This window comes from Streptomyces griseus subsp. griseus, from assembly GCF_000720255.1.
GTDB lineage: Bacteria > Actinomycetota > Actinomycetes > Streptomycetales > Streptomycetaceae > Streptomyces > Streptomyces griseus_I.
The window spans coordinates 100,805-122,657 of the sequence record NZ_JOJE01000032.1 but is presented as its reverse complement, the minus strand read 5'-3'; the positions used below and the strand labels follow the sequence as shown (position 1 = coordinate 122,657).

Annotated in this window: 19 protein-coding genes and 1 tRNA gene; 12 read left to right on the top strand and 8 right to left on the bottom strand. The window is 68.0% G+C overall.

The annotated features are described in order from the left end of the window. Window positions 1–65 precede the first annotated feature (65 nt). Window positions 66–1,121, top strand: coding sequence for a UDP-N-acetylmuramate dehydrogenase (locus tag IG99_RS32920; protein WP_037680506.1), 1,056 nt, complete (start codon window positions 66–68; stop codon window positions 1,119–1,121). A gap of 19 nt (window positions 1,122–1,140) precedes the next feature. On the opposite strand, the gene IG99_RS32915 is transcribed toward IG99_RS32920, so the two are convergent. Together IG99_RS32915 and IG99_RS32910 are read right to left on the bottom strand one after the other, a co-directional pair. Beyond that, window positions 1,141–2,178 (bottom strand): adenosine deaminase, encoded by a 1,038-nt coding sequence (locus tag IG99_RS32915; protein ID WP_037680504.1) that lies wholly within the window; start codon window positions 2,176–2,178, stop codon window positions 1,141–1,143. Between the two features lie 126 nt (window positions 2,179–2,304). Then, window positions 2,305–3,531, bottom strand: a complete 1,227-nt coding sequence (locus IG99_RS32910) for a pyridoxal phosphate-dependent aminotransferase (protein ID WP_037680501.1) — start codon at window positions 3,529–3,531, stop codon at window positions 2,305–2,307. Between the two features lie 281 nt (window positions 3,532–3,812). Here IG99_RS32910 and IG99_RS32905 point away from each other — a divergent pair. The 11 genes from IG99_RS32905 (at window position 3,813) to IG99_RS32855 (ending at window position 18,043) form a co-directional block, all read left to right on the top strand. Beyond that, window positions 3,813–3,885, top strand: a tRNA-Trp gene (locus tag IG99_RS32905). Between the two features lie 108 nt (window positions 3,886–3,993). Then, window positions 3,994–4,281: a preprotein translocase subunit SecE gene (gene secE, locus IG99_RS32900; protein ID WP_037680499.1), complete on the top strand. Its 288-nt coding sequence runs from the start codon at window positions 3,994–3,996 to the stop codon at window positions 4,279–4,281. Between the two features lie 81 nt (window positions 4,282–4,362). Then, window positions 4,363–5,229, top strand: a complete 867-nt coding sequence (nusG, locus tag IG99_RS32895) for a transcription termination/antitermination protein NusG (RefSeq protein WP_037680497.1) — start codon at window positions 4,363–4,365, stop codon at window positions 5,227–5,229. A 197-nt stretch (window positions 5,230–5,426) separates the two neighbouring features. Then, window positions 5,427–5,861, top strand: a complete 435-nt coding sequence (gene rplK / locus IG99_RS32890) for a 50S ribosomal protein L11 (RefSeq protein WP_003998857.1) — start codon at window positions 5,427–5,429, stop codon at window positions 5,859–5,861. A gap of 94 nt (window positions 5,862–5,955) precedes the next feature. Beyond that, a complete protein-coding gene (rplA, locus tag IG99_RS32885; RefSeq protein ID WP_037680495.1) occupies window positions 5,956–6,681 on the top strand; it encodes a 50S ribosomal protein L1 in 726 nt (241 codons plus the stop codon). A 147-nt stretch (window positions 6,682–6,828) separates the two neighbouring features. After that, window positions 6,829–7,740: an SCO4651 family lipoprotein gene (locus IG99_RS32880; RefSeq protein ID WP_037680493.1), complete on the top strand. Its 912-nt coding sequence runs from the start codon at window positions 6,829–6,831 to the stop codon at window positions 7,738–7,740. A gap of 100 nt (window positions 7,741–7,840) precedes the next feature. Beyond that, entirely contained in the window at window positions 7,841–8,695 is an 855-nt protein-coding gene (locus tag IG99_RS32875; protein WP_037680491.1) for an SCO4651 family lipoprotein, read from the top strand. Window positions 8,696–8,980: 285 nt separating this feature from the next. Beyond that, window positions 8,981–9,511 (top strand): 50S ribosomal protein L10, encoded by a 531-nt coding sequence (gene rplJ / locus IG99_RS32870; RefSeq protein ID WP_037680489.1) that lies wholly within the window; start codon window positions 8,981–8,983, stop codon window positions 9,509–9,511. 124 nt (window positions 9,512–9,635) lie between these two features. Then, window positions 9,636–10,019 (top strand): 50S ribosomal protein L7/L12, encoded by a 384-nt coding sequence (rplL, locus tag IG99_RS32865; protein WP_037680487.1) that lies wholly within the window; start codon window positions 9,636–9,638, stop codon window positions 10,017–10,019. Between the two features lie 540 nt (window positions 10,020–10,559). Continuing rightward, entirely contained in the window at window positions 10,560–14,045 is a 3,486-nt protein-coding gene (rpoB, locus tag IG99_RS32860) for a DNA-directed RNA polymerase subunit beta (RefSeq protein WP_037680485.1), read from the top strand. Window positions 14,046–14,143: 98 nt separating this feature from the next. Further along, a complete protein-coding gene (locus IG99_RS32855) occupies window positions 14,144–18,043 on the top strand; it encodes a DNA-directed RNA polymerase subunit beta' (protein WP_037680483.1) in 3,900 nt (1,299 codons plus the stop codon). 55 nt (window positions 18,044–18,098) lie between these two features. On the opposite strand, the gene IG99_RS32850 is transcribed toward IG99_RS32855, so the two are convergent. From IG99_RS32850 to IG99_RS32825, 6 genes are all read right to left on the bottom strand, one after another. After that, on the bottom strand, window positions 18,099–18,362 hold the full coding sequence (locus tag IG99_RS32850) for a hypothetical protein (RefSeq protein WP_037680481.1): 264 nt from the start codon (window positions 18,360–18,362) through the stop codon (window positions 18,099–18,101). Next, window positions 18,359–18,604, bottom strand: coding sequence for a hypothetical protein (locus IG99_RS32845; RefSeq protein ID WP_037680479.1), 246 nt, complete (start codon window positions 18,602–18,604; stop codon window positions 18,359–18,361). The genes IG99_RS32850 and IG99_RS32845 overlap by 4 nt, the downstream gene beginning before the upstream one ends. A gap of 15 nt (window positions 18,605–18,619) precedes the next feature. Then, on the bottom strand, window positions 18,620–19,501 hold the full coding sequence (locus tag IG99_RS32840) for a peptidoglycan-binding protein (protein WP_037680477.1): 882 nt from the start codon (window positions 19,499–19,501) through the stop codon (window positions 18,620–18,622). Window positions 19,502–19,584: 83 nt separating this feature from the next. Beyond that, window positions 19,585–19,998, bottom strand: a complete 414-nt coding sequence (locus tag IG99_RS32835) for a hypothetical protein (RefSeq protein ID WP_037680474.1) — start codon at window positions 19,996–19,998, stop codon at window positions 19,585–19,587. Window positions 19,999–20,025: 27 nt separating this feature from the next. Next, a complete protein-coding gene (locus tag IG99_RS32830; protein ID WP_037680472.1) occupies window positions 20,026–20,748 on the bottom strand; it encodes a hypothetical protein in 723 nt (240 codons plus the stop codon). Further along, entirely contained in the window at window positions 20,748–21,851 is a 1,104-nt protein-coding gene (locus tag IG99_RS32825; protein ID WP_037680470.1) for a hypothetical protein, read from the bottom strand. Before IG99_RS32825 ends, IG99_RS32830 begins: the two co-directional genes overlap by 1 nt. Window positions 21,852–21,853: the final 2 nt, after the last annotated feature.

Here is a 21,853-nt window from a genome sequence, read left to right as displayed (position 1 = left end):
CCCCGCACCCGCCCCCCCCGCACACCCCGCACCCCCGCACCCCACGGTCTCGTACTCTTGAGCGCGTGCTGGAACTCCACGACGCTCCCCTCGCCCCGCTGACCACCTTCAGGCTGGGCGGCCCCGCGACTCGGCTGTTGACCGCGACCACCGACGCCGAGGTGATCGACGCGGTGCGGGAGGCCGACGCCGCCGGGACGCCGTTGCTGGTGGTCGGCGGCGGGTCGAATCTCGTGATCGGGGACAAGGGGTTCGCGGGGACCGCGCTGCGGATCGCCACCCGGGGGTACGAGCTCGTCGGCACCCGGCTGGAGCTCGCCGCCGGTGAGGTGTGGACCGACGCCGTGGCCCGGACCGTGGAGGCGGGCCTGGCCGGGGTCGAGTGCCTCGCCGGGATCCCCGGGTCGGCCGGTGCGACACCGATCCAGAACGTGGGGGCGTACGGCCAGGAGGTGTCCTCCACGATCACCGAGGTGATCGCCTACGACCGTCGCGCCGGCGAGACGGTCGCCCTCACAAACGCCGACTGCGCCTTCTCCTACCGCCACAGCCGCTTCAAGGCCGACCCCGAGCGCTACGTCGTCCTGCGCGTCCGCTTCGAGCTGGAGGACGCCGGAGGGCTCTCCGCACCGCTCAAGTACGCCGAGACGGCCCGCGCACTCGGGGTAGAGCCCGGCGACCGCGTGCCGCTCTCCGACGCTCGCGACACCGTGCTGAAGCTGCGCGCCGGCAAGGGCATGGTGCTGGACCCCGAGGACCACGACACCTGGTCGGCCGGTTCCTTCTTCACGAATCCGATCCTCACCGACGCCGACTTCGCCGTCTTCCACGCGCGCGTGAAGGAGCGCCTGGGCGAGGGCGTCGAGCCCCCCGCCTACCCGGCGGGGGCGGGACACACCAAGACCTCCGCGGCCTGGCTGATCGACAAGGCCGGCTTCACCAAGGGGTACGGCACCGGCCCCGCCCGCATCTCCACCAAGCACACCCTCGCCCTCACCAACCGCGGCGAGGCGACCACCGAGGACCTGCTGACGCTGGCCCGCGAGGTCGTCGCCGGGGTGCGAGAGGCCTTCGGGATCACGCTGGTCAACGAACCGGTGACGGTCGGCGTCAGCCTCTGAAACCCGACCAAACCCGGCCTCACACCGGCTGCGCCAGCCAGTCGTCCACCCCCGCCAGCAGCTTCGCCTTCACATCCGCCGGCGCCGCCGACCCCCGTACCGACTGCCGGGCCAGTTCCGCCAGCTCCTCGTCGGTGAAGGCGTGGTGGCGGCGGGCGATGTCGTACTGGGCGGCCAGCCGGGAGCCGAACAGGAGGGGGTCGTCCGCGCCGAGAGCGAGCGGCACGCCCGCCTCGAAGAGCGTGCGCAGAGGAACGTCCTCCGGCTTCTCATAGACGCCAAGCGCCACGTTCGACGCCGGGCACACCTCGCAGGTGATGCCCCGCTCCACCAGCCGCGTCAGCACGCGCGGGTCCTCCGCGGCCCGCACCCCGTGACCGATGCGCTGCGCGTGCAGGTCGTCCAGGCAGTCGCGCACCGAGGACGGCCCGGTCAGCTCGCCGCCGTGCGGCGCGGACAGCAGGCCGCCCTCCCGCGCGATCGCGAAGGCACGGTCGAAGTCCCTCGCCATGCCCCGCCGCTCGTCGTTGGAGAGCCCGAACCCGACCACACCCCGGTCGGCGTAGCGGACGGCCAGGCGGGCCAGGGTGCGGGCGTCCAGCGGGTGCTTCATACGGTTCGCGGCCACCAGGACCCGCATACCGAGGCCCGTCTCCCGCGACGCCGTCTCCACGGCGTCCAGGATGATCTCCAGAGCGGGGATCAGACCGCCGAGACGGGGCGCGTACGACGTCGGGTCCACCTGGATCTCCAACCAGCCCGAGCCGTCCCGTACGTCCTCCTCGGCGGCCTCCCTGACCAGGCGCTGGATGTCCTCCGGCTCCCGCAGGCACGACCGGGCGGCGTCGTACAGACGCTGGAAGCGGAACCAGCCCCGCTCGTCCGTCGCCCGCAACTTCGGCGGCTCGCCGCTCGTCAGCGCCTCCGTCAGCGCGTCGGGCAGGCGGACGCCGTGCTTGTCGGCCAGTTCCAGCACGGTGCCGGGCCGCATCGAACCGGTGAAGTGCAGGTGCAGATGGGCCTTCGGCAGCTCAGAGACATCACGTACACGCTCCATCCAAAGATCCTGCCGTACGTCACCGCCGCGCCGGTAGCTCTTTCCCCGAACGTGGTCTTGCTCGCACACAGCAACGGGGGCCACCTCCGAAAATTCGGAAGTGACCCCCGCGACGCGAGGTGGACGTCAGTCCCGCGCCTCCGCCAGCAGCTTCTGGACCCGGCTCACGCCCTCGACGAGTTCCTCGTCACCCAGCGCGTACGACAGCCGCAGATAGCCCGGTGTGCCGAACGCCTCACCGGGGACGACCGCGACCTCGGCCTCCTCCAGGATGAGCGCGGCCAGCTCGACCGTGTCCGCGGGACGCTTGCCGCGGATCTCCTTGCCCAGCAGCGCCTTCACCGAGGGGTAGGCGTAGAACGCGCCCTCGGGCTCCGGGCAGAGCACGCCGTCGATCTCGTTGAGCATCCGCACGATGGTCTTGCGGCGCCTGTCGAAGGCCTCCCGCATCGTCGCCACGGCGTCCAGGTCGCCGGAGACGGCGGCCAGGGCGGCCACCTGGGCCACGTTGGAGACGTTCGACGTGGCGTGCGACTGGAGGTTCGTCGCGGCCTTGATGACGTCCTTCGGGCCGATGACCCAGCCCACGCGCCAGCCCGTCATGGCGTACGTCTTGGCGACACCGTTGACCACGATGGTCTTGTCGGCCAGTTCGGGCACGACCACCGGCAGGGAGTGGAACTCCGCGTCGCCGTAGACGAGGTGCTCGTAGATCTCGTCGGTGAGGACCCACAGGCCCTTCTCGGCGGCCCAGCGGCCGATCTCCTCGATCTGCGCGCGGGTGTAGACCGCGCCGGTCGGGTTGGAGGGGGAGACGAACAGCAGCACCTTGGTGTTCTCGGTGCGGGCCGCCTCCAGCTGCTCCACGGAGACGCGGTACCCGGTCGTCTCGTCGGCGACGACCTCGACCGGGACACCGCCGGCGAGGCGGATCGACTCCGGGTACGTCGTCCAGTACGGCGCCGGGACGATGACCTCGTCGCCCGGGTCCAGGATGGCGGCGAACGCCTCGTAGATGGCCTGCTTGCCGCCGTTGGTCACCAGGACCTGGGAGGCGTCGACCTCGTAGCCGGAGTCGCGCAGGGTCTTCGCGGCGATCGCGGCCTTCAGCTCGGGCAGGCCGCCGGCCGGCGTGTAGCGGTGGTACTTGGGGTTCTTGCAGGCCTCGACAGCGGCCTCGACGATGTAGTCGGGCGTCGGGAAGTCGGGCTCACCCGCGCCGAAGCCGATCACCGGACGCCCGGCGGCCTTGAGGGCCTTCGCCTTGGCGTCCACGGCAAGGGTCGCAGACTCGGAGATCGCGCCGATGCGGGCGGAGACCCGGCGCTCGGTGGGAGGGATTGCAGCGCTCATGGAGCCCATCGTTTCAGACCGGAAACTCCCCCGGCACGGGGGTTTCACAGACTGAACAGCACCGGACCAGGACCTGAACAAGTGTCCGGAAACCGTGCAGTGGCCTGGGCGATCTTGGCGCTTCCGACCGGCGATCTTCCGCCTGAGGGGCCCGGGCGGGCGCTTTCTGTTCGACGAGGCGCCCAGGAACACGTACACTCTCACCTCGTTGGCCTTCAGCAGCCGTGCCAGCCGGTGCACACCGAGCACTCGGTCGGATGCGGTACGTTGGGGACACACAAAGGGTCGTAGCTCAATTGGTAGAGCACTGGTCTCCAAAACCAGCGGTTGGGGGTTCAAGTCCCTCCGGCCCTGCTACACACACCTTCGCCAGGATGTGTGCGCATGTACGTACAGAAATGCACCGCCGTGCGGCTCAGACCGGGCGCGGCACGGCCACGACCCGGGAACAGGTGAGGACGAATGGCGGACGCCGTGGGCTCCATCGACACGCCTGATGCCCAGGACGAGGCGCCCGAGTCCAAGAAGAAGGCTCGCAAGGGCGGCAAGCGCGCCAAGAAGGGCCCGCTGAAGCGCCTCGCGCTTTTCTATCGCCAGATCATCGCTGAACTTCGCAAGGTCGTCTGGCCTACGCGTAATCAGCTGACGACGTACACGACCGTTGTGATCGTCTTCGTCGTCATCATGATCGGCCTTGTGACCGTGATTGACTATGGACTCAGCCACGCCGCCAAGTACGTCTTCGGCTGAGCCTAGAGCGAAGGGCGCCGAGGTACCCGGCGCCCCTTTTCGCATGTTCCACCCCTATGTATCCAGGAAGAAGCAGCCATCGTGTCTGACCCGAACCTGAACGACGCCATCGAGCCCGATGAGTCGGTCGATGACGAGCTCGACATCGTCGAGGGCGCGGACGAGCAGGACGAGTTCGAGGCTGCCGAGGCCGAAGCGGGGGAGCCGGCCGAGGAGGCCGCTCTGACCGTCGTGGACGAGGACGACGCGGACGACGCGGACGAGGACGCCGACGACGAGACCGCCGAGGAGACCGTCGAGGACGAGGTCGCCGAGGAAGAGGCCGAGCCCGTCGACCCCATCCAGGCCCTGCGTGAGGAGCTGCGCACCCTCCCCGGCGAGTGGTACGTCATCCACACCTACGCCGGTTACGAGAACCGCGTGAAGACCAACCTCGAGCAGCGTGCCGTCTCGCTGAACGTCGAGGACTACATCTTCCAGGCCGAGGTGCCGCAGGAAGAGGTCGTCCAGATCAAGAACGGCGACCGCAAGACCATCCGCCAGAACAAGCTTCCCGGCTACGTCCTGGTGCGCATGGACCTGACCAACGAGTCCTGGGGTGTCGTCCGCAACACCCCCGGTGTCACCGGCTTCGTGGGCAACGCCTACGACCCGTACCCGCTGACGCTGGACGAGATCGTCAAGATGCTCGCCCCGGAGGCCGAGGAGAAGGCCGCCCGCGAGGCCGCCGAGGCCGAGGGCAAGCCGGCTCCGCAGCGCAAGGTCGAGGTCCAGGTGCTGGACTTCGAGGTGGGCGACTCGGTCACCGTCACCGACGGCCCGTTCGCCACGCTCCAGGCGACCATCAACGAGATCAACCCCGACTCGAAGAAGGTCAAGGGCCTCGTCGAGATCTTCGGCCGCGAGACGCCGGTCGAGCTCTCCTTCGACCAGATCCAGAAGAACTAGATCCGGAAGAGCTAGATCCAGAAGAACTGGCTTCTTCCCGGAAGAGCTTCCGACCAGGTCAGGCGATCGCTCGCACGATTGCCTGACCTGCTCGGTTTTTGGCCGCGCATCTATACCCGTTATCGTTGTGCGGTATGCCTGCGTTCGGGTGGTCCCCGGGTGCAGGCAGGACCCGAACCGAAAGGACCCGGAGAGCAATGCCTCCCAAGAAGAAGAAGGTCACGGGGCTCATCAAGCTCCAGATCCAGGCCGGTGCCGCCAACCCGGCTCCGCCGGTCGGCCCCGCGCTGGGTCAGCACGGCGTGAACATCATGGAGTTCTGCAAGGCCTACAACGCCGCGACCGAGTCGCAGCGTGGCTGGGTCATCCCGGTGGAGATCACGGTCTACGAGGACCGTTCCTTCACCTTCATCACCAAGACGCCTCCGGCCGCCAAGATGATCCTCAAGGCCGCGGGCATCGAGAAGGGCTCCGGCGAGCCGCACAAGACCAAGGTCGCCAAGATCACCGAGGCGCAGGTCCGCGAGATCGCCCAGACCAAGCTGCCCGACCTCAACGCCAACGACCTGGACGCCGCCGCGAAGATCATCGCCGGTACCGCGCGTTCCATGGGCGTCACGGTCGAGGGCTGACCCCCACTTTCGTTGCAGACATGCGGCTTCGGCCGCGCGTGGCAGGGCCTGCTCGGCCCGTACCACGACTCCTTCAGAACACTCAGGAGCAGTAGTGAGCAAGCGCAGCAAGTCTCTCCGCGCTGCGGACGCCAAGGTCGACCGGGAAAAGCTCTACGCCCCGCTCGAGGCCGTCCGTCTCGCCAAGGACACCTCCACGACCAAGTTCGACGGCACCGTCGAGGTCGCCTTCCGTCTGGGCGTCGACCCGCGCAAGGCCGACCAGATGGTCCGTGGCACCGTGAACCTGCCGCACGGCACCGGCAAGACTGCCCGGGTCCTGGTCTTCGCGACCGGTGACCGTGCTGCGGCCGCGGAGGCCGCGGGCGCCGACATCGTCGGCTCCGACGAACTGATCGACGAGGTCTCGAAGGGCCGTCTGGACTTCGACGCCGTCGTCGCCACCCCGGACCTCATGGGCAAGGTCGGCCGCCTCGGCCGTGTGCTCGGTCCGCGTGGCCTGATGCCGAACCCGAAGACCGGCACCGTCACCCCCGACGTGGCCAAGGCCGTCACCGAGATCAAGGGCGGCAAGATCGAGTTCCGCGTCGACAAGCACTCGAACCTGCACTTCATCATCGGCAAGACGTCCTTCGAGGACACCAAGCTGGTGGAGAACTACGCCGCGGCGCTCGAGGAGATCACCCGTCTCAAGCCGTCCGCCGCGAAGGGTCGCTACATCAAGAAGGCCGCCATCAGCACCACGATGGGCCCCGGCATCCCGGTCGACCCGAACCGCACCCGTAACCTCCTCGTCGAGGAGGACCCGGCCGCCGTCTGAGCCTCCCGCTCACCCCGGTAGCCGCGTTCGGAACGCGCCATAAAGGACGGGCCCCGCAACCTCTCGAGGTGCGGGGCCCGTCTCTTTCTTTGCGTGCGGATCTCACTTCGCATGCGGACGCAGCGATCGTTTAGGGGTGGGACGGAAATGAAGAGCACGAGTGCGCGTCGGGTGGCGCTGTCGGTCGTGGTGGCGATGACGCTGACGGGGGTGGCCGCCTGTTCGTCCTCCGGCGGCTCGGACGGGGGCGGCAAGGACGACGGCAGGGCGGCCGGCAAGGGGACGGCCCGCGTCAGCCCGATAGCCGCCCTGCGCTCGGCCGAGAAGTCCACGGACAAGGCCGACTCGGCCAGAGTCGAGGCCACGACCGTCATGGGCTCGACGATGTCCCTGAAGTCGAAGGGCACCCTCGCCTGGAGCGACGGCCTGAACGGCAGTCTCACCCTCACCTACACCGGCGGCACCGCGTCCGAGATGATGCGCACGCAGCTGGGGACCACGTCGATGCAGGCCCGGTACCTGTCCGACGCCTACTACGCCAAGATGGGCGACAAGTTCGCGGCGCAGGCGGGCGGCAAGCACTGGATCCGGTACGCCTACGACGACCTGGAGAAGCTCGCGGGCAGCTCCGGCGCGTTCCTCGGGGACCAGATGCGGAACACCACGCCCAACCAGTCGGTCAAGCTGCTGCTGGCCTCCGGGGACGTGAAGAAGGTCGGCGAGGAGACGGTGCGCGGTGTCCGCGCCACGCACTACGCGGGCACGGTGGAGGTCGCCGACCTCGCCACCAAGAACTCCAGCCTCAGCGCCGGCCAGCTCGCCGCCCTGCACCGGCAGCTGGAGCAGGCCGGTGTCACCACCGAGACGATCGACATCTGGGTCGACGACCAGGACCTGCTGGTCAAGAAGGTCGAGAAGGGCGAGATGGCGACCGGGGAGCTGACCCAGACCGCGTACTACAGCGACTACGGCGTGAAGGTCTCCACACAGGCGCCTCCGGCGGACGACACGGAGGACTTCAAGGCACTGCTCGGGAAGCAGGGCGGAACCACGTCCTGAGGGCTCTTTCAGGCCCCGAGGAGAAATCGGAGGATTGTTCGAACCTCCTGGGATACGCTCGCGATTCTGTGTGTCAGCCGTGTGTTTCCTGGGGGAATCGATGAAGACTGCCGTACGTGGCGCCACGCACCGCCGGGTGGCGGGTGCCGGGCTCGCCGCTCTGTTGCTCGCCGCCGGCGCGACCGGTTGCGGCACGGAGAAGTCGCCCGAGATGTCGCCCGTGGCGGCCGTCGCCAAGGCGGCGAAGAAGACGGAGTCGATCAGTTCGCTGCGCTGGAAGATGACCGGTGTGACGCCGGAGGAGGGTCACGTCGAGGCCGAGGCGGCGATGCGCCAGAAGCCCCTGGCCATGAGCATGAAGGTCAGCACGCCCGACGACCCCGAGGTCAAGGGCGCGGTCGAGATACGTGTGGTCGGCAAGGCGCTGTACATCGGTGGGGACGCGATGGCCGGCGAGATGGACGGCAAGAGCTGGATGAAGCTCGGCACGGACAAGCGGGGCGGTGCCGACAACGGCATGAGCTCCGACTCCAAGGGACTCGCCCAGGCCAACCGCAATCCGACCTCGGAGTCCGCCTTTCTCACCGGCGCCAAGGACATCGAGAAGGTCGGCACCGAGACGATCGACGGGGTGAAGACCACCCACTACAAGGGCACCGCCACCCTCGATGACCTGCGCGCCAGCTTCAAGGGCAAGGACAAGGCCACCCGTGAGCGGCGCGAGAAGAGCATCAAGCAGTACGAGAAGATGGGCGTCGACAGCCTCGTCATGGACATGTGGGTGGACGGCGACGACCACACCAAGCGGTTCCGCATGCGCGGCGACGCCGACAAGGGCAAGCTCGACCTGACCCTGACCTTCGTCGACTTCAACAAGCCGGTGACCATCACGGCACCGCCCGCGAAGGACACCGTGGACCTGGCCGAGATGATGAAGGGCCTCGACAAGGCCTGAGCCCCCGTACGGGCGGATTTGCTCGACGGGGACCGGTTCACGTACTCTCCTAAAGAAGCCAAAGACCGCTGGTCGTTGCCGTGTGCTCGCGAGGGTGCCGGTGGCCGAAGGATCCGCTGAACTGCGGACGACCCGCGCAGGTGACTGTGGAAGCGCTCCCGGAGATCGCCGCCCTCGTGCGTGCGACACCCGGTCGAGCTACGCCCCGTGCGCCTGCGCCGGGGCGTTTCGTTTACTCCAGCCCCTTCCGAGCGGTCGTCATCACCCGGAAGGAGGCCGACGCTCATGGCAAGGCCCGACAAGGCTGCCGCGGTAGCCGAGCTCGCGGAGCAGTTCCGCAGCTCGAACGCCGCCGTGCTGACCGAGTACCGGGGTCTCACCGTGGCGCAGCTCAAGACGCTGCGTCGTTCGCTCGGTGAGAACGCCCAGTACGCCGTGGTGAAGAACACGCTGACCAAGATTGCGGCCAACGAGGCCGGGATCTCGACGCTCGACGACCTGTTCAACGGTCCGACGGCGGTCGCCTTCGTCACCGGTGACCCGGTGGAGTCGGCGAAGGGTCTTCGTGACTTTGCCAAGGACAACCCGAACCTCGTCATCAAGGGCGGTGTCCTTGACGGCAAGGCGCTGTCCGCCGACGAGATCAAGAAGCTCGCGGACCTCGAGTCCCGCGAGGTTCTGCTCGCCAAGCTGGCGGGTGCCTTCAAGGGCAAGCAGACCCAGGCTGCTCAGGTCTTCCAGGCGCTCCCCTCGAAGCTCGTCCGCACCGTGGACGCTCTTCGTGCCAAGCAGGCCGAGCAGGGCGGTGCCGAGTAATTCGGCTCGCGAAATGACCGCCGCGTGAGGCAGCCCGCCTGAGGCAGCGGTCGTAGCGGGCCAACGTACGCCCGCCAGACATGTACATCCGGCACCAGCCGAATTAGTGGAAGGATCGCCCATCATGGCGAAGCTCAGCCAGGAAGACCTGCTCGCGCAGTTCGAGGAGATGACCCTCATCGAGCTCTCCGAGTTCGTGAAGGCGTTCGAGGAGAAGTTCGACGTCACCGCCGCCGCCGCGGTCGCCGTCGCCGGCCCGGCCGGCCCGGCCGCCACCGCTGAGGCCGAGGAGGAGAAGGACGAGTTCGACGTCATCCTCACCGGCGCCGGTGACAAGAAGATCCAGGTCATCAAGGTCGTGCGCGAGCTGACCTCCCTGGGCCTGAAGGAGGCCAAGGACCTCGTGGACGGCGCCCCGAAGCCCGTTCTCGAGAAGGTCGCCAAGGACGCCGCCGAGAAGGCCGCCGAGTCCCTCAAGGGCGCCGGCGCCTCCGTCGAGGTCAAGTAAGACCTTCGCGAAGGCCGAAACAGTCCGCTAGGGCTGTAACGCTCACGCACCGAAGAGCGATCATCCATCCGGGTGGTCGCTCTTCGGCGTTTCCGGGGGCCGGCCACGGTTGCCTTGCACCTCGGTTGACGAGGGGTATGGTGATCTTCATCGTGTCTCCGGGGGCCTGAGGCTTCGGGCCAGGGGGCCTTGACGAACCGCACGCAGCGCGCAATTCTCAGGACGCGTCGTCACAACGATCCGGGTTCCGAGGCATGGATCGACGACGAAGAGGGCAGTATGACCGTGCGTTGAGGGCAGACAGACCGAGGGCGTTGAGAACTACGAGGGTCTCGAGAAACCCGCACTGGACATCAGTGTGCCAAGTGGCTACACTGACCCTTTGCGCTGCCTGTTAGCTGTCCCCTGCCCGTCACCAGGGGCATGCCCTCGCCTTAGCACCGACGACTACATGATCCCTTACCTGGGATCTCCGTCTCTGTGCATGGGAGAGGGGCCGGTACGCGCGTAGTGAGTCCGAGCCCTCGGAAGGACCCCCTCTTGGCCGCCTCGCGCAACGCCTCGACCGCGAATACGAACAACGGCGCCAGCACCGCCCCGCTGCGCATTTCCTTTGCAAAGATCAAGGAGCCTCTCGAGGTTCCGAACCTGCTCGCGCTGCAGACCGAGAGCTTCGACTGGCTGCTCGGAAACACCGCTTGGCAGAGTCGGGTCGAGGAGGCTCTGGAGTCCGGTCAGGACGTCCCCACCAAGTCCGGCCTGGAGGAGATCTTCGAGGAGATCTCCCCGATCGAGGACTTCTCCGGGTCGATGTCGCTGACGTTCCGTGACCACCGTTTCGAGCCGCCGAAGAACTCGATCGACGAGTGCAAGGAGCGCGACTTCACGTACGCCGCGCCGCTCTTCGTCACGGCCGAGTTCACCAACAACGAGACCGGCGAGATCAAGTCCCAGACCGTCTTCATGGGCGACTTCCCGCTCATGACGAACAAGGGCACGTTCGTCATCAACGGCACCGAGCGTGTCGTGGTGTCGCAGCTTGTCCGTTCGCCGGGTGTGTACTTCGACTCCAGCATCGACAAGACGTCCGACAAGGACATCTTCTCCGCCAAGGTCATCCCGTCCCGGGGTGCCTGGCTGGAGCTGGAGATCGACAAGCGCGACATGGTCGGTGTCCGTATCGACCGCAAGCGCAAGCAGTCCGTCACCGTCCTGCTCAAGGCGCTCGGCTGGACCACCGAGCAGATCCTCGAGGAGTTCGGCGAGTACGAGTCCATGCGCGCCACCCTGGAGAAGGACCACACCCAGGGCCAGGACGACGCGCTGCTCGACATCTACCGCAAGCTGCGTCCGGGCGAGCCCCCCACGCGTGAGGCCGCGCAGACGCTGCTCGAGAACCTGTACTTCAACCCCAAGCGTTACGACCTGGCCAAGGTCGGCCGCTACAAGGTCAACAAGAAGCTGGGTGCGGACGCTCCGCTCGACGCGGGCATCCTGACCGTCGAGGACGTCATCTCGACGATCAAGTACCTGGTGAAGCTGCACGCGGGTGAGACCGAGACGACCGCCGACAGCGGTCAGACGATCGTCGTCGAGACCGACGACATCGACCACTTCGGCAACCGTCGTCTGCGCAGCGTCGGCGAGCTCATCCAGAACCAGGTCCGTACGGGTCTGGCGCGTATGGAGCGTGTCGTCCGCGAGCGCATGACGACCCAGGACGTCGAGGCGATCACGCCGCAGACCCTGATCAACATCCGGCCGGTCGTCGCCTCCATCAAGGAGTTCTTCGGCACCAGCCAGCTGTCGCAGTTCATGGACCAGAACAACCCGCTGTCGGGTCTCACCCACAAGCGCCGTCTGTCGGCTCTTGGTCCGGGTGGTCTCTCCCGTGAGCGGGCCGGCTTCGAGGTCCGTGACGTGCACCCGTCCCACTACGGCCGCATGTGCCCGATCGAGACGCCCGAAGGCCCCAACATCGGTCTGATCGGTTCGCTCGCCTCCTACGGCCGCGTCAACGCGTTCGGTTTCGTGGAGACGCCGTACCGCCGGGTCACGGACGGCATTGTCACCGACGAGGTCGACTACCTGACGGCCGACGAGGAGGACCGCTTCGTCATCGCGCAGGCCAACGCCACGCTCGACGACGACATGCGCTTCGCCGAGAACCGCGTCCTGGTCCGCCGCCGTGGCGGCGAGGTCGACTACGTCGCCGGTGACGACGTGGACTACATGGACGTCTCGCCGCGCCAGATGGTGTCGGTCGCGACCGCCATGATCCCGTTCCTCGAGCACGACGACGCCAACCGTGCCCTCATGGGCGCGAACATGATGCGTCAGGCCGTGCCGCTGATCAAGAGCGAGTCCCCGCTCGTCGGCACCGGCATGGAGTACCGCTCCGCCGTCGACGCCGGCGACGTGGTCAAGGCCGAGAAGGCGGGTGTGGTCCAGGAGGTCTCCGCGGACTACATCACCACCGCCAACGACGACGGCACGTACATCACGTACCGCCTGGCCAAGTTCGCCCGCTCCAACCAGGGCACCTCGGTCAACCAGAAGGTCATCGTCAACGAGGGCGACCGGATCATCGAGGGCCAGGTCCTCGCCGACGGTCCGGCCACCCAGAACGGCGAGATGGCGCTCGGCAAGAACCTGCTCGTGGCGTTCATGCCGTGGGAGGGTCACAACTACGAGGACGCGATCATCCTGTCGCAGCGCCTCGTGCAGGACGACGTCCTCTCCTCGATCCACATCGAGGAGCACGAGGTCGACGCCCGTGACACCAAGCTCGGCCCGGAGGAGATCACCCGGGACATCCCGAACGTCTCCGAGGAGGTCCTCGCCGACCTCGACGAGCGCGGCATCATCCGTATCGGTGCCGAGGTCATCGCCGGTGACATCCTCGTCGGCAAGGTCACGCCCAAGGGTGAGACCGAGCTGACCCCCGAGGAGCGTCTGCTGCGCGCGATCTTCGGTGAGAAGGCCCGTGAGGTCCGTGACACCTCGCTGAAGGTGCCGCACGGCGAGACCGGCAAGGTCATCGGTGTGCGCGTCTTCGACCGCGAGGAGGGCGACGAGCTTCCGCCCGGTGTGAACCAGCTGGTGCGCGTGTACGTGGCGCAGAAGCGCAAGATCACCGATGGTGACAAGCTCGCCGGCCGTCACGGCAACAAGGGTGTCATCTCCAAGATCCTGCCCATCGAGGACATGCCGTTCCTCGAGGACGGGACCCCGGTCGACATCATCCTCAACCCGCTGGGTGTGCCGTCCCGAATGAACCCGGGACAGGTCCTGGAGATCCACCTCGGCTGGCTCGCCAGCCGCGGCTGGGACGTCTCGGGTCTCGCCGAGGACTGGGCGCAGCGCCTCCAGGTCATCGGCGCCGACCAGGTCGCCCCGGGCACCAACGTCGCCACCCCGGTGTTCGACGGTGCGCGTGAGGACGAGCTCGCGGGTCTGCTGAACCACACCATCCCGAACCGCGACGGCGAGCGCATGGTGCAGCCGACCGGTAAGGCGAGGCTGTTCGACGGCCGCTCCGGTGAGCCGTTCCCGGACCCGATCTCCATCGGGTACATGTACATCCTCAAGCTGCACCACCTGGTCGACGACAAGCTGCACGCCCGCTCGACCGGTCCGTACTCGATGATCACCCAGCAGCCGCTGGGTGGTAAGGCCCAGTTCGGTGGCCAGCGGTTCGGCGAGATGGAGGTGTGGGCGCTGGAGGCTTACGGCGCCGCGTACGCCCTCCAGGAGCTGCTGACCATCAAGTCCGACGACGTCACCGGCCGCGTGAAGGTCTACGAGGCCATCGTCAAGGGCGAGAACATCCCCGAACCCGGCATCCCCGAGTCCTTCAAGGTGCTCATCAAGGAGATGCAGTCCCTGTGCCTGAACGTGGAGGTGCTGTCCAGCGACGGTATGTCCATCGAGATGCGCGACACCGACGAGGACGTCTTCCGCGCTGCGGAGGAGCTCGGCATCGACCTGTCCCGGCGCGAGCCGAGCAGCGTCGAAGAGGTCTGACGGGAGTTCGGCCGGGGCTCAGCAATGAAGCCCCGGCCGGCCCCGGGACCCCCGTTTCAGACCCCAAGACTTACAACCCTGAGAGGGATTGACGCATAGTGCTCGACGTCAACTTCTTCGACGAGCTCCGGATCGGTCTGGCCACCGCTGACGACATCCGTCAGTGGAGCCACGGCGAGGTCAAGAAGCCCGAGACGATCAACTACCGCACGCTCAAGCCGGAAAAGGACGGACTCTTCTGCGAGAAGATCTTCGGTCCGACCCGGGACTGGGAGTGCTACTGCGGCAAGTACAAGCGTGTCCGCTTCAAGGGCATCATCTGTGAGCGCTGCGGCGTCGAGGTGACCCGCGCCAAGGTGCGCCGTGAGCGGATGGGCCACATCGAGCTCGCCGCCCCCGTCACGCACATCTGGTACTTCAAGGGTGTCCCGAGCCGGCTGGGCTACCTGCTCGACCTGGCTCCCAAGGACCTCGAGAAGGTCATCTACTTCGCGGCGTACATGATCACGTACGTCGACGAGGAGCGCCGCACGCGTGACCTGCCCTCCCTGGAGGCGCACGTCTCCGTCGAGCGGCAGCAGATCGAGAACCGTCGCGACGCGGACCTCGAAGGCCGTGCCAAGAAGCTCGAGACCGACCTGGCCGAGCTCGAGGCCGAGGGTGCCAAGGCCGACGTGCGCCGCAAGGTGCGCGAGGGTGCCGAGCGCGAGATGAAGCAGCTGCGCGACCGCGCCCAGCGCGAGATCGACCGTCTCGACGAGGTGTGGACCCGCTTCAAGAACCTCAAGGTCCAGGACCTGGAGGGCGACGAGCTGCTCTACCGCGAGCTGCGTGACCGCTTCGGCACGTACTTCGACGGTTCGATGGGTGCCGCGGCGCTGCAGAAGCGCCTGGAGTCCTTCGACCTCGACGAGGAGGCCGAGCGTCTCCGCGAGATCATCCGTACCGGCAAGGGCCAGAAGAAGACCCGTGCGCTGAAGCGGCTGAAGGTCGTGTCTGCCTTCCTGCAGACCTCCAACAGCCCCAAGGGCATGGTCCTCGACTGCGTCCCGGTCATCCCGCCGGACCTTCGCCCGATGGTGCAGCTGGACGGTGGCCGCTTCGCGACCTCCGACCTGAACGACCTGTACCGCCGTGTGATCAACCGGAACAACCGACTGAAGCGCCTTCTCGACCTCGGTGCGCCCGAGATCATCGTGAACAACGAGAAGCGCATGCTCCAGGAGGCCGTCGACGCGCTGTTCGACAACGGTCGTCGTGGCCGTCCGGTCACCGGTCCCGGTAACCGCCCGCTGAAGTCCCTCAGCGACATGCTGAAGGGCAAGCAGGGCCGTTTCCGTCAGAACCTGCTCGGCAAGCGTGTGGACTACTCCGCGCGTTCCGTGATCGTCGTCGGTCCGCAGCTGAAGCTGCACCAGTGCGGTCTGCCGAAGGCGATGGCGCTGGAGCTGTTCAAGCCGTTCGTGATGAAGCGCCTGGTCGACCTGAACCACGCGCAGAACATCAAGAGCGCCAAGCGCATGGTGGAGCGCGGCCGCACGGTCGTGTACGACGTCCTCGAAGAGGTCATCGCCGAGCACCCGGTTCTGCTGAACCGTGCTCCCACCCTGCACCGCCTCGGCATCCAGGCCTTCGAGCCGCAGCTGGTCGAGGGCAAGGCCATCCAGATCCACCCGCTCGTCTGCACCGCGTTCAACGCGGACTTCGACGGTGACCAGATGGCCGTACACCTGCCGCTGTCCGCGGAGGCGCAGGCCGAGGCCCGCATCCTGATGCTGTCCTCGAACAACATCCTCAAGCCCGCCGACGGCCGTCCGGTGACGATGCCGACCCAGGACATGGTCCTCGGTCTGTTCTTCCTCACCACCGACGGCGAGATGCGCGAGGTGAAGGGCGAGGAGCGTTCCTTCTCCTCCGTCGCCGAGGCGATCATGGCGTTCGACGCGGGCGAGCTCTCGCTGCAGTCGCGTGTGGACATCCGCTTCCCGGTGGGCACCATCCCGCCGCGCGGCTGGACCCCGCCGGCGCAGGAGGAGGGTGAGCCGGAGTGGCAGCAGGGTGACTCGTTCCGTCTGCGGACGACCCTGGGCCGTGCGCTCTTCAACGAGCTGCTGCCCGAGGACTACCCGTTCGTCGACTACGAGGTCGGCAAGAAGCAGCTCTCCGAGATCGTCAACGACCTCGCCGAGCGGTACCCCAAGGTCATCGTGGCGGCGACGCTCGACAACCTGAAGGCGTCCGGCTTCTACTGGGCCACCCGTTCCGGCGTCACCGTCGCCATCTCCGACGTCGTCGTTCCCGAGGCGAAGAAGGAGATCGTCAAGGGCTACGAGGCGCAGGACGAGAAGGTCCAGAAGCAGTACGAGCGCGGTCTGATCACCAAGGACGAGCGCACGCAGGAGCTCATCGCGATCTGGACCAAGGCGACCAACGAGGTCGCCGAGGCGATGAACGAGAACTTCCCGAAGACCAACCCGATCTTCATGATGGTGAACTCGGGTGCACGAGGCAACATGATGCAGATGCGTCAGATCGCCGGTATGCGTGGTCTTGTGTCGAACGCGAAGAACGAGACGATCCCGCGGCCCATCAAGGCGTCGTTCCGTGAGGGTCTGTCCGTGCTGGAGTACTTCATCTCCACGCACGGTGCCCGTAAGGGTCTCGCGGACACCGCTCTGCGTACCGCCGACTCGGGTTACCTCACCCGTCGTCTGGTGGACGTGTCGCAGGACGTCATCATCCGCGAGGAGGACTGCGGCACCGAGCGCGGTCTGAAGCTGCGGATCGCCACGCGCGAGGCCGACGGCACGCTGCGCAAGGCGGAGGACGTCGAGACCAGCGTGTACGCCCGCATGCTCGCCCAGGACGTCGTCATCGACGGCAAGGTGATCGCGCCGGCCAACGTGGACCTTGGTGACGTGCTCATCGACCAGCTCGTGCACCACGGTGTCGAGGAGGTCAAGACCCGCTCGGTCCTGACCTGCGAGTCCGCCGTCGGCACCTGCGCGATGTGCTACGGCCGTTCGCTGGCCACCGGGAAGCTGGTCGACATCGGTGAGGCGGTCGGCATCATCGCCGCCCAGTCCATCGGTGAGCCCGGTACCCAGCTGACGATGCGTACCTTCCACACCGGTGGTGTGGCCGGTGACGACATCACCCAGGGTCTGCCGCGTGTCGTCGAGCTCTTCGAGGCCCGTACCCCGAAGGGTGTCGCCCCGATCTCCGAGGCCCAGGGCCGCATCCGGATCGAGGAGACCGAGAAGACCAAGAAGATCGTCGTCACCCCGGACGACGGCAGCGACGAGACGGCGTTCCCGATCTCGAAGCGTGCCCGACTCCTGGTCAGCGAGGGCGAGCACGTCGAGGTGGGCCAGAAGCTCACCGTGGGTGCCACCAACCCGCACGACGTGCTGCGCATCCTGGGTCAGCGTGCCGTCCAGGTCCACCTGGTCGGCGAGGTCCAGAAGGTGTACAACTCGCAGGGTGTGTCGATCCACGACAAGCACATCGAGATCATCATCCGGCAGATGCTGCGCCGCGTGACGATCATCGAGTCCGGCGACGCCGAGCTGCTGCCCGGTGAGCTGGTCGAGCGCTCGAAGTTCGAGCACGAGAACCGTCGTGTGGTCCAGGAGGGCGGTCACCCGGCCTCCGGTCGTCCGCAGCTCATGGGTATCACCAAGGCCTCGCTGGCCACGGAGTCCTGGCTGTCGGCGGCGTCCTTCCAGGAGACGACCAGGGTCCTCACGGACGCGGCGATCAACGCCAAGTCCGACTCCCTGATCGGCCTCAAGGAGAACGTCATCATCGGTAAGCTCATCCCGGCCGGTACGGGTCTGTCCCGCTACCGCAACATCCGGGTCGAGCCGACCGAGGAGGCGAAGGCCGCGATGTACTCGGCCGTCGGCTACGACGACATCGACTACTCGCCGTTCGGCACGGGCTCCGGCCAGGCCGTTCCGCTGGAGGACTACGACTACGGTCCGTACAACCAGTAAGCGAGCGTCCGCTTGAAGGGCGGTCACCCCACGGGGTGGCCGCCCTTCGGCGTGTTCAGCGGCCGGTCAGTTCCCAGACCGCGACGGCCGTCGTCGCCACGGCGGCCAGGGCGCCGATGCTGGCGATGGGCCAGCGGGAGCGTTCCAGCGCGTCCAGCCGCTGCTCGTGGTCGGCCAGTTGCTTGTCGGTCTGGTCGCTGCGCTGCACCAGCAGGGCGAGCTGCCCGTCGGCCCGCGCGAAGCCGGCCTCGACGGTGCCGCGCAGCCGTTCGAGCTCGACGGCGACGACGGCCCGGTCGGAGGCGGAGGAGTCGGTCACGCCTTGTCCTCCTCTCGGCGCTCTTCGGCCGGCGTGCTCGTGCGCAGCCAGGACGGAAGCGCGGCCTGTACGGCGGGCAGGGCCATGGCGCGGGTCACGCCCGCGGCGACGGCCAGGGCGCCGGCCACCCAGGGGAGGGTCTCGGGGACGCCGACGGCGCCCACGACCGCCGGCAGCAGGACGCACAGGCCGACAGCGGTCTGGACAACGGTACGGAGGGTTCGCTTGGCGGCCTCTGACACGGTGGACCTCGTTTCTCAGGAGCTGTACGGGACCTTCAGCGCCGCCCAGGACTTGGCGCCGGGCCAGCCGTCGGCGGCGGCACCGGTGTAGCCGAGCTTGCGCTGCCACTTGGCGTAGGAGCGGCGGTCGGCCTCGGTCCACTGCGGGCCGGGGCCCGAGGCGTAGTCGGAGCAGCCGACGGCGACCAGGCGCCTGCCCATCGCCGTGACGATCGCGGACCTGGGGTTCTTGCGGAACCACTCGGCGCCTGGGAACGGCTGGTACTGCGGCGCCGTGGAGCCGGGGGCCGAGCCGGCCGGCTTCCTCGCCAGACGCGTGGCGACGCGGGCGCGCAGGTCGGCCATGGCGAAGCCGCGCGGGTCGATCTTGGTGCTGGTCCACTCCTTGTGGCCGATCACCGAGTTGGCGCTCCAGCCGTGCGCCCGGCACAGGGCGGCGGCGGCCCGCTCGATGGCGTCGAGCTGGACCTGGGGCCAGGGATCCCTGCCGTCGCCGAGGTTGACGCACTCGAAGCCGTAGAAGTGGGCGTTGCCGTCCGTGGTGCTGTGGCGGGGGGCGGGCAGCGTCGCGCGTTCGGCGGTGACGGCGGCGAGGACCTCGGGGTCGCCGACGCCGGCGTGGTTGGCGCGGCCGTTGCCGACGAGGTGGACCGTGCCGTCCTTGGAGATCACGCCGTGGCAGAGCGGGCCGGGCAGGGCGGAGTGGCCGTTGAAGCAGAGGCTGACGCTGGACGCGGTGCCGGAGGTGACGGTGTGATGGATGATCACGCCGTTGAGCGGGCCCCAACTTCCCTTGTGGTTGCGGTTGTGGGTGCGCCATCCGGCGTGTTCGACGACGGTGACGCCCTCGGCCCGCAGGGCGGACACGAGGGCGTCGGCGGACAGGGGTCTGGCCATGGGCGGTGCCTCCCGGGCATGAGAAAGCCCCGGCCGGTCGGGCGGCTCGGGGTGCGGGTGGGTGAGGGTGCGAAGGGAGAGGGTCAGACGGCGGGTTCGGTGCCGTCGTCCGGCTCGGGCTCCGGTTCCGGCTCGCCCTCCGGTGTCCACCGGGCGCACAGGTTGACGTACGCCTCCGTGTTGGCCTGGAAGTCGGAGACCGCCGCGGCGACGGCGCGCGGCACGGCCGTCGGGTCCGGGGCGACCGGGTCCGTGCCGACGGGCTCGACGCCGATCCGGCCGTAGCCGCGCAGCACGGCGCCGTTGATGCCGGTCTCGGTGAACTGGGCGGTGACGCTGACGGGGGAGTACTGGCCGGTGAGCGGGTCGGGCGTGATGATGCTGCTGAGGCTGGTGTCGGTGACGTTGATGTAGACGGTGTGGCCCTCCTCGGTGAGGGTGGCGCGGCCGGCGTAGTCGATGGCGATGCCCCAGGGCTGGGTGGGGTCGATGTCCATGGGTTCCTCCGCTGCTGAGGTCGGTGGCTAGGTGGTCTGGAGGCCGTACATGATCCGCGGCTGGGCGTACACCGTGCCGGTGCCCGAGGCGATGCGGGCCTGGATCTCGAACTTGAGCAGGTTGCCGAAGGAGGCGTTGAAGTTGTTGACGACGAAGTCGGTGTAGTCGAACGCCGCGGGAGCCGTGACGGTGCCGCCCCACGGGGTGTCGTTGACCATGACCCGGACCTCGCCGGTGGCGCCGGCGGACACCGAGGTCGAGATGTACATCCGCATCTTCGGCTGCCACAGCGGGTTCCAGGACCGGGCGACGGTCGACCAACTGCCTGACGTGGTGCGCGGCCAGCGTTCCAGGGCCGTGTCGGTCGGCATCGTCATCGACAGCCACGGGCGGGCCAGGCCGCCGGTGTCGACGTCGTCGGCGAAGATCTCCCTGCCGTTGCGGTCGTAGATCCTCAGCGGCTGCTGCGAGGTCGAGGTGCCGTCGCCGTTGTGCAGGCTCAGGGCCATGGAGCCGGTCTGGCGGCGGATGGCGAGGCCGTACTCCTTGCCGGACCAGGCGCCGACCGCGAACACGGCCGGCCCGCCCTCCGGCGGCAGTACGGCAAGGTAGCCGCCGTCGCTGATCTCCACTCCGCCCTGGGAGACCCTGTTGAGGGCGGGCCGGGTGTTGACGGCGGTGGACAGCTGCTGGATCCGGCGTTCCATCGCGGTCAGCCGGTCGATGATGTCCTCGGGCAGCTGGGCCATCAGACCTCCTCCAGGTAGAGCTCGGCGGTGTCGGGGCGGCCGCGCTGCGAGGGACTGACCTTGACGCCGATGATCCGGTAGCGGTTGTTCAGTCCCTCGGTGAACCACTCGTCGGTGACGCGGATGCGGACGGTCCGGCCGAGCAGGGCGGGCGGCACCAGGTCGTCGAGGCGGACGGTGATCTCGGGGATCACCACCGCCCCCGTGGCCTCGGCCAGTTCGGCCTTGGCCAGGGACAGCAGGGTGGCGGTGTCGGAGACCTCGTTGTGGTCCGAGGACAGGTCGATGCGCGGATAGCCCGCGTTGATCAACTCCGTGGCCTCGGGCGCGTCGGCGTACAGCGGGCGGGACTCGGCGGCCTGGTTGGAGTTGTCCGTGGCCCCGCGCGCCCTGGCGGTGGTGCCGCCGCGGGTGGCGTCGCGCGGGAAGGTGTACGCCAGGATGTTGCCCGGCCGGTCCATGACCAGGTCGGTGGTCCCGGTGTTGATCTTCGGGCTGCCCAGCCGCAGCCGGCGCACCCGCTCACCGGTGGACGGGTCGCGGTAGACGGCGATGTGGTGCTCGAAGACGGGGTCCACGGCGGCGAGCGCGTCGATCGCCTCCAGGTAGATCGTCTCGTCCCCGTTGCGCCAGGTGCCCGAGCGGAGCTCGCCGGAGGTTTCGTCCCCGGTCGTGACGCCGATGTCGCTGCCGGGCAGCATCTTCTGCAGGTTGATCCACAGCCCACGGGCGACGGCCAGCGGGTCGGCGTCCTTGTAGTACAGGTTGGCGCGGATGCGGCGGCGGGCCGCGTACGACTCGAAGGTGGCGGCCTGGATGCCGAGGGTCAGCACGCCCCGGTCGTCGCTCTGGAGGGTGCTGGTCCAGACGATGCCGCCCCACCACAGGTCGTTGCCGCGCTGGAGGTAGACCGCGGTGCGGCCCTCCTCGATGCGGCGGACGCGGGCGGCCATCGCCGCGTCGGGTACGGGGACGGTGCCGGAGAGCGATCCGGGTTTGCCGATGTAGTCGTCGACGGTGACGTCCCGCAGGGGCAGGATGTCGATGGTGGTGTCCTCGCGCAGATCGCAGAAGATCGCGCGGTACGGGGTGTTGGTGGTCATGC

Excerpts from the sequence above, each read along its gene's own strand:
- IG99_RS32915 (WP_037680504.1), bottom strand. The coding sequence starts at position 2,178 with ATGGAGCGTGTACGTGATGTCTCTGAGCTGCCGAAGGCCCATCTGCAC.
- IG99_RS32910 (WP_037680501.1), bottom strand. The coding sequence starts at position 3,531 with ATGAGCGCTGCAATCCCTCCCACCGAGCGCCGGGTCTCCGCCCGCATC.
- secE (WP_037680499.1), top strand. The coding sequence starts at position 3,994 with ATGGCGGACGCCGTGGGCTCCATCGACACGCCTGATGCCCAGGACGAG.
- rplK (WP_003998857.1), top strand. The coding sequence starts at position 5,427 with ATGCCTCCCAAGAAGAAGAAGGTCACGGGGCTCATCAAGCTCCAGATC.
- IG99_RS32880 (WP_037680493.1), top strand. The coding sequence starts at position 6,829 with ATGAAGAGCACGAGTGCGCGTCGGGTGGCGCTGTCGGTCGTGGTGGCG.
- IG99_RS32875 (WP_037680491.1), top strand. The coding sequence starts at position 7,841 with ATGAAGACTGCCGTACGTGGCGCCACGCACCGCCGGGTGGCGGGTGCC.
- rplJ (WP_037680489.1), top strand. The coding sequence starts at position 8,981 with ATGGCAAGGCCCGACAAGGCTGCCGCGGTAGCCGAGCTCGCGGAGCAG.
- rplL (WP_037680487.1), top strand. The coding sequence starts at position 9,636 with ATGGCGAAGCTCAGCCAGGAAGACCTGCTCGCGCAGTTCGAGGAGATG.
- IG99_RS32840 (WP_037680477.1), bottom strand. The coding sequence starts at position 19,501 with ATGGCCAGACCCCTGTCCGCCGACGCCCTCGTGTCCGCCCTGCGGGCC.
- IG99_RS32835 (WP_037680474.1), bottom strand. The coding sequence starts at position 19,998 with ATGGACATCGACCCCACCCAGCCCTGGGGCATCGCCATCGACTACGCC.
- IG99_RS32830 (WP_037680472.1), bottom strand. The coding sequence starts at position 20,748 with ATGGCCCAGCTGCCCGAGGACATCATCGACCGGCTGACCGCGATGGAA.
- IG99_RS32825 (WP_037680470.1), bottom strand. The coding sequence starts at position 21,851 with ATGACCACCAACACCCCGTACCGCGCGATCTTCTGCGATCTGCGCGAG.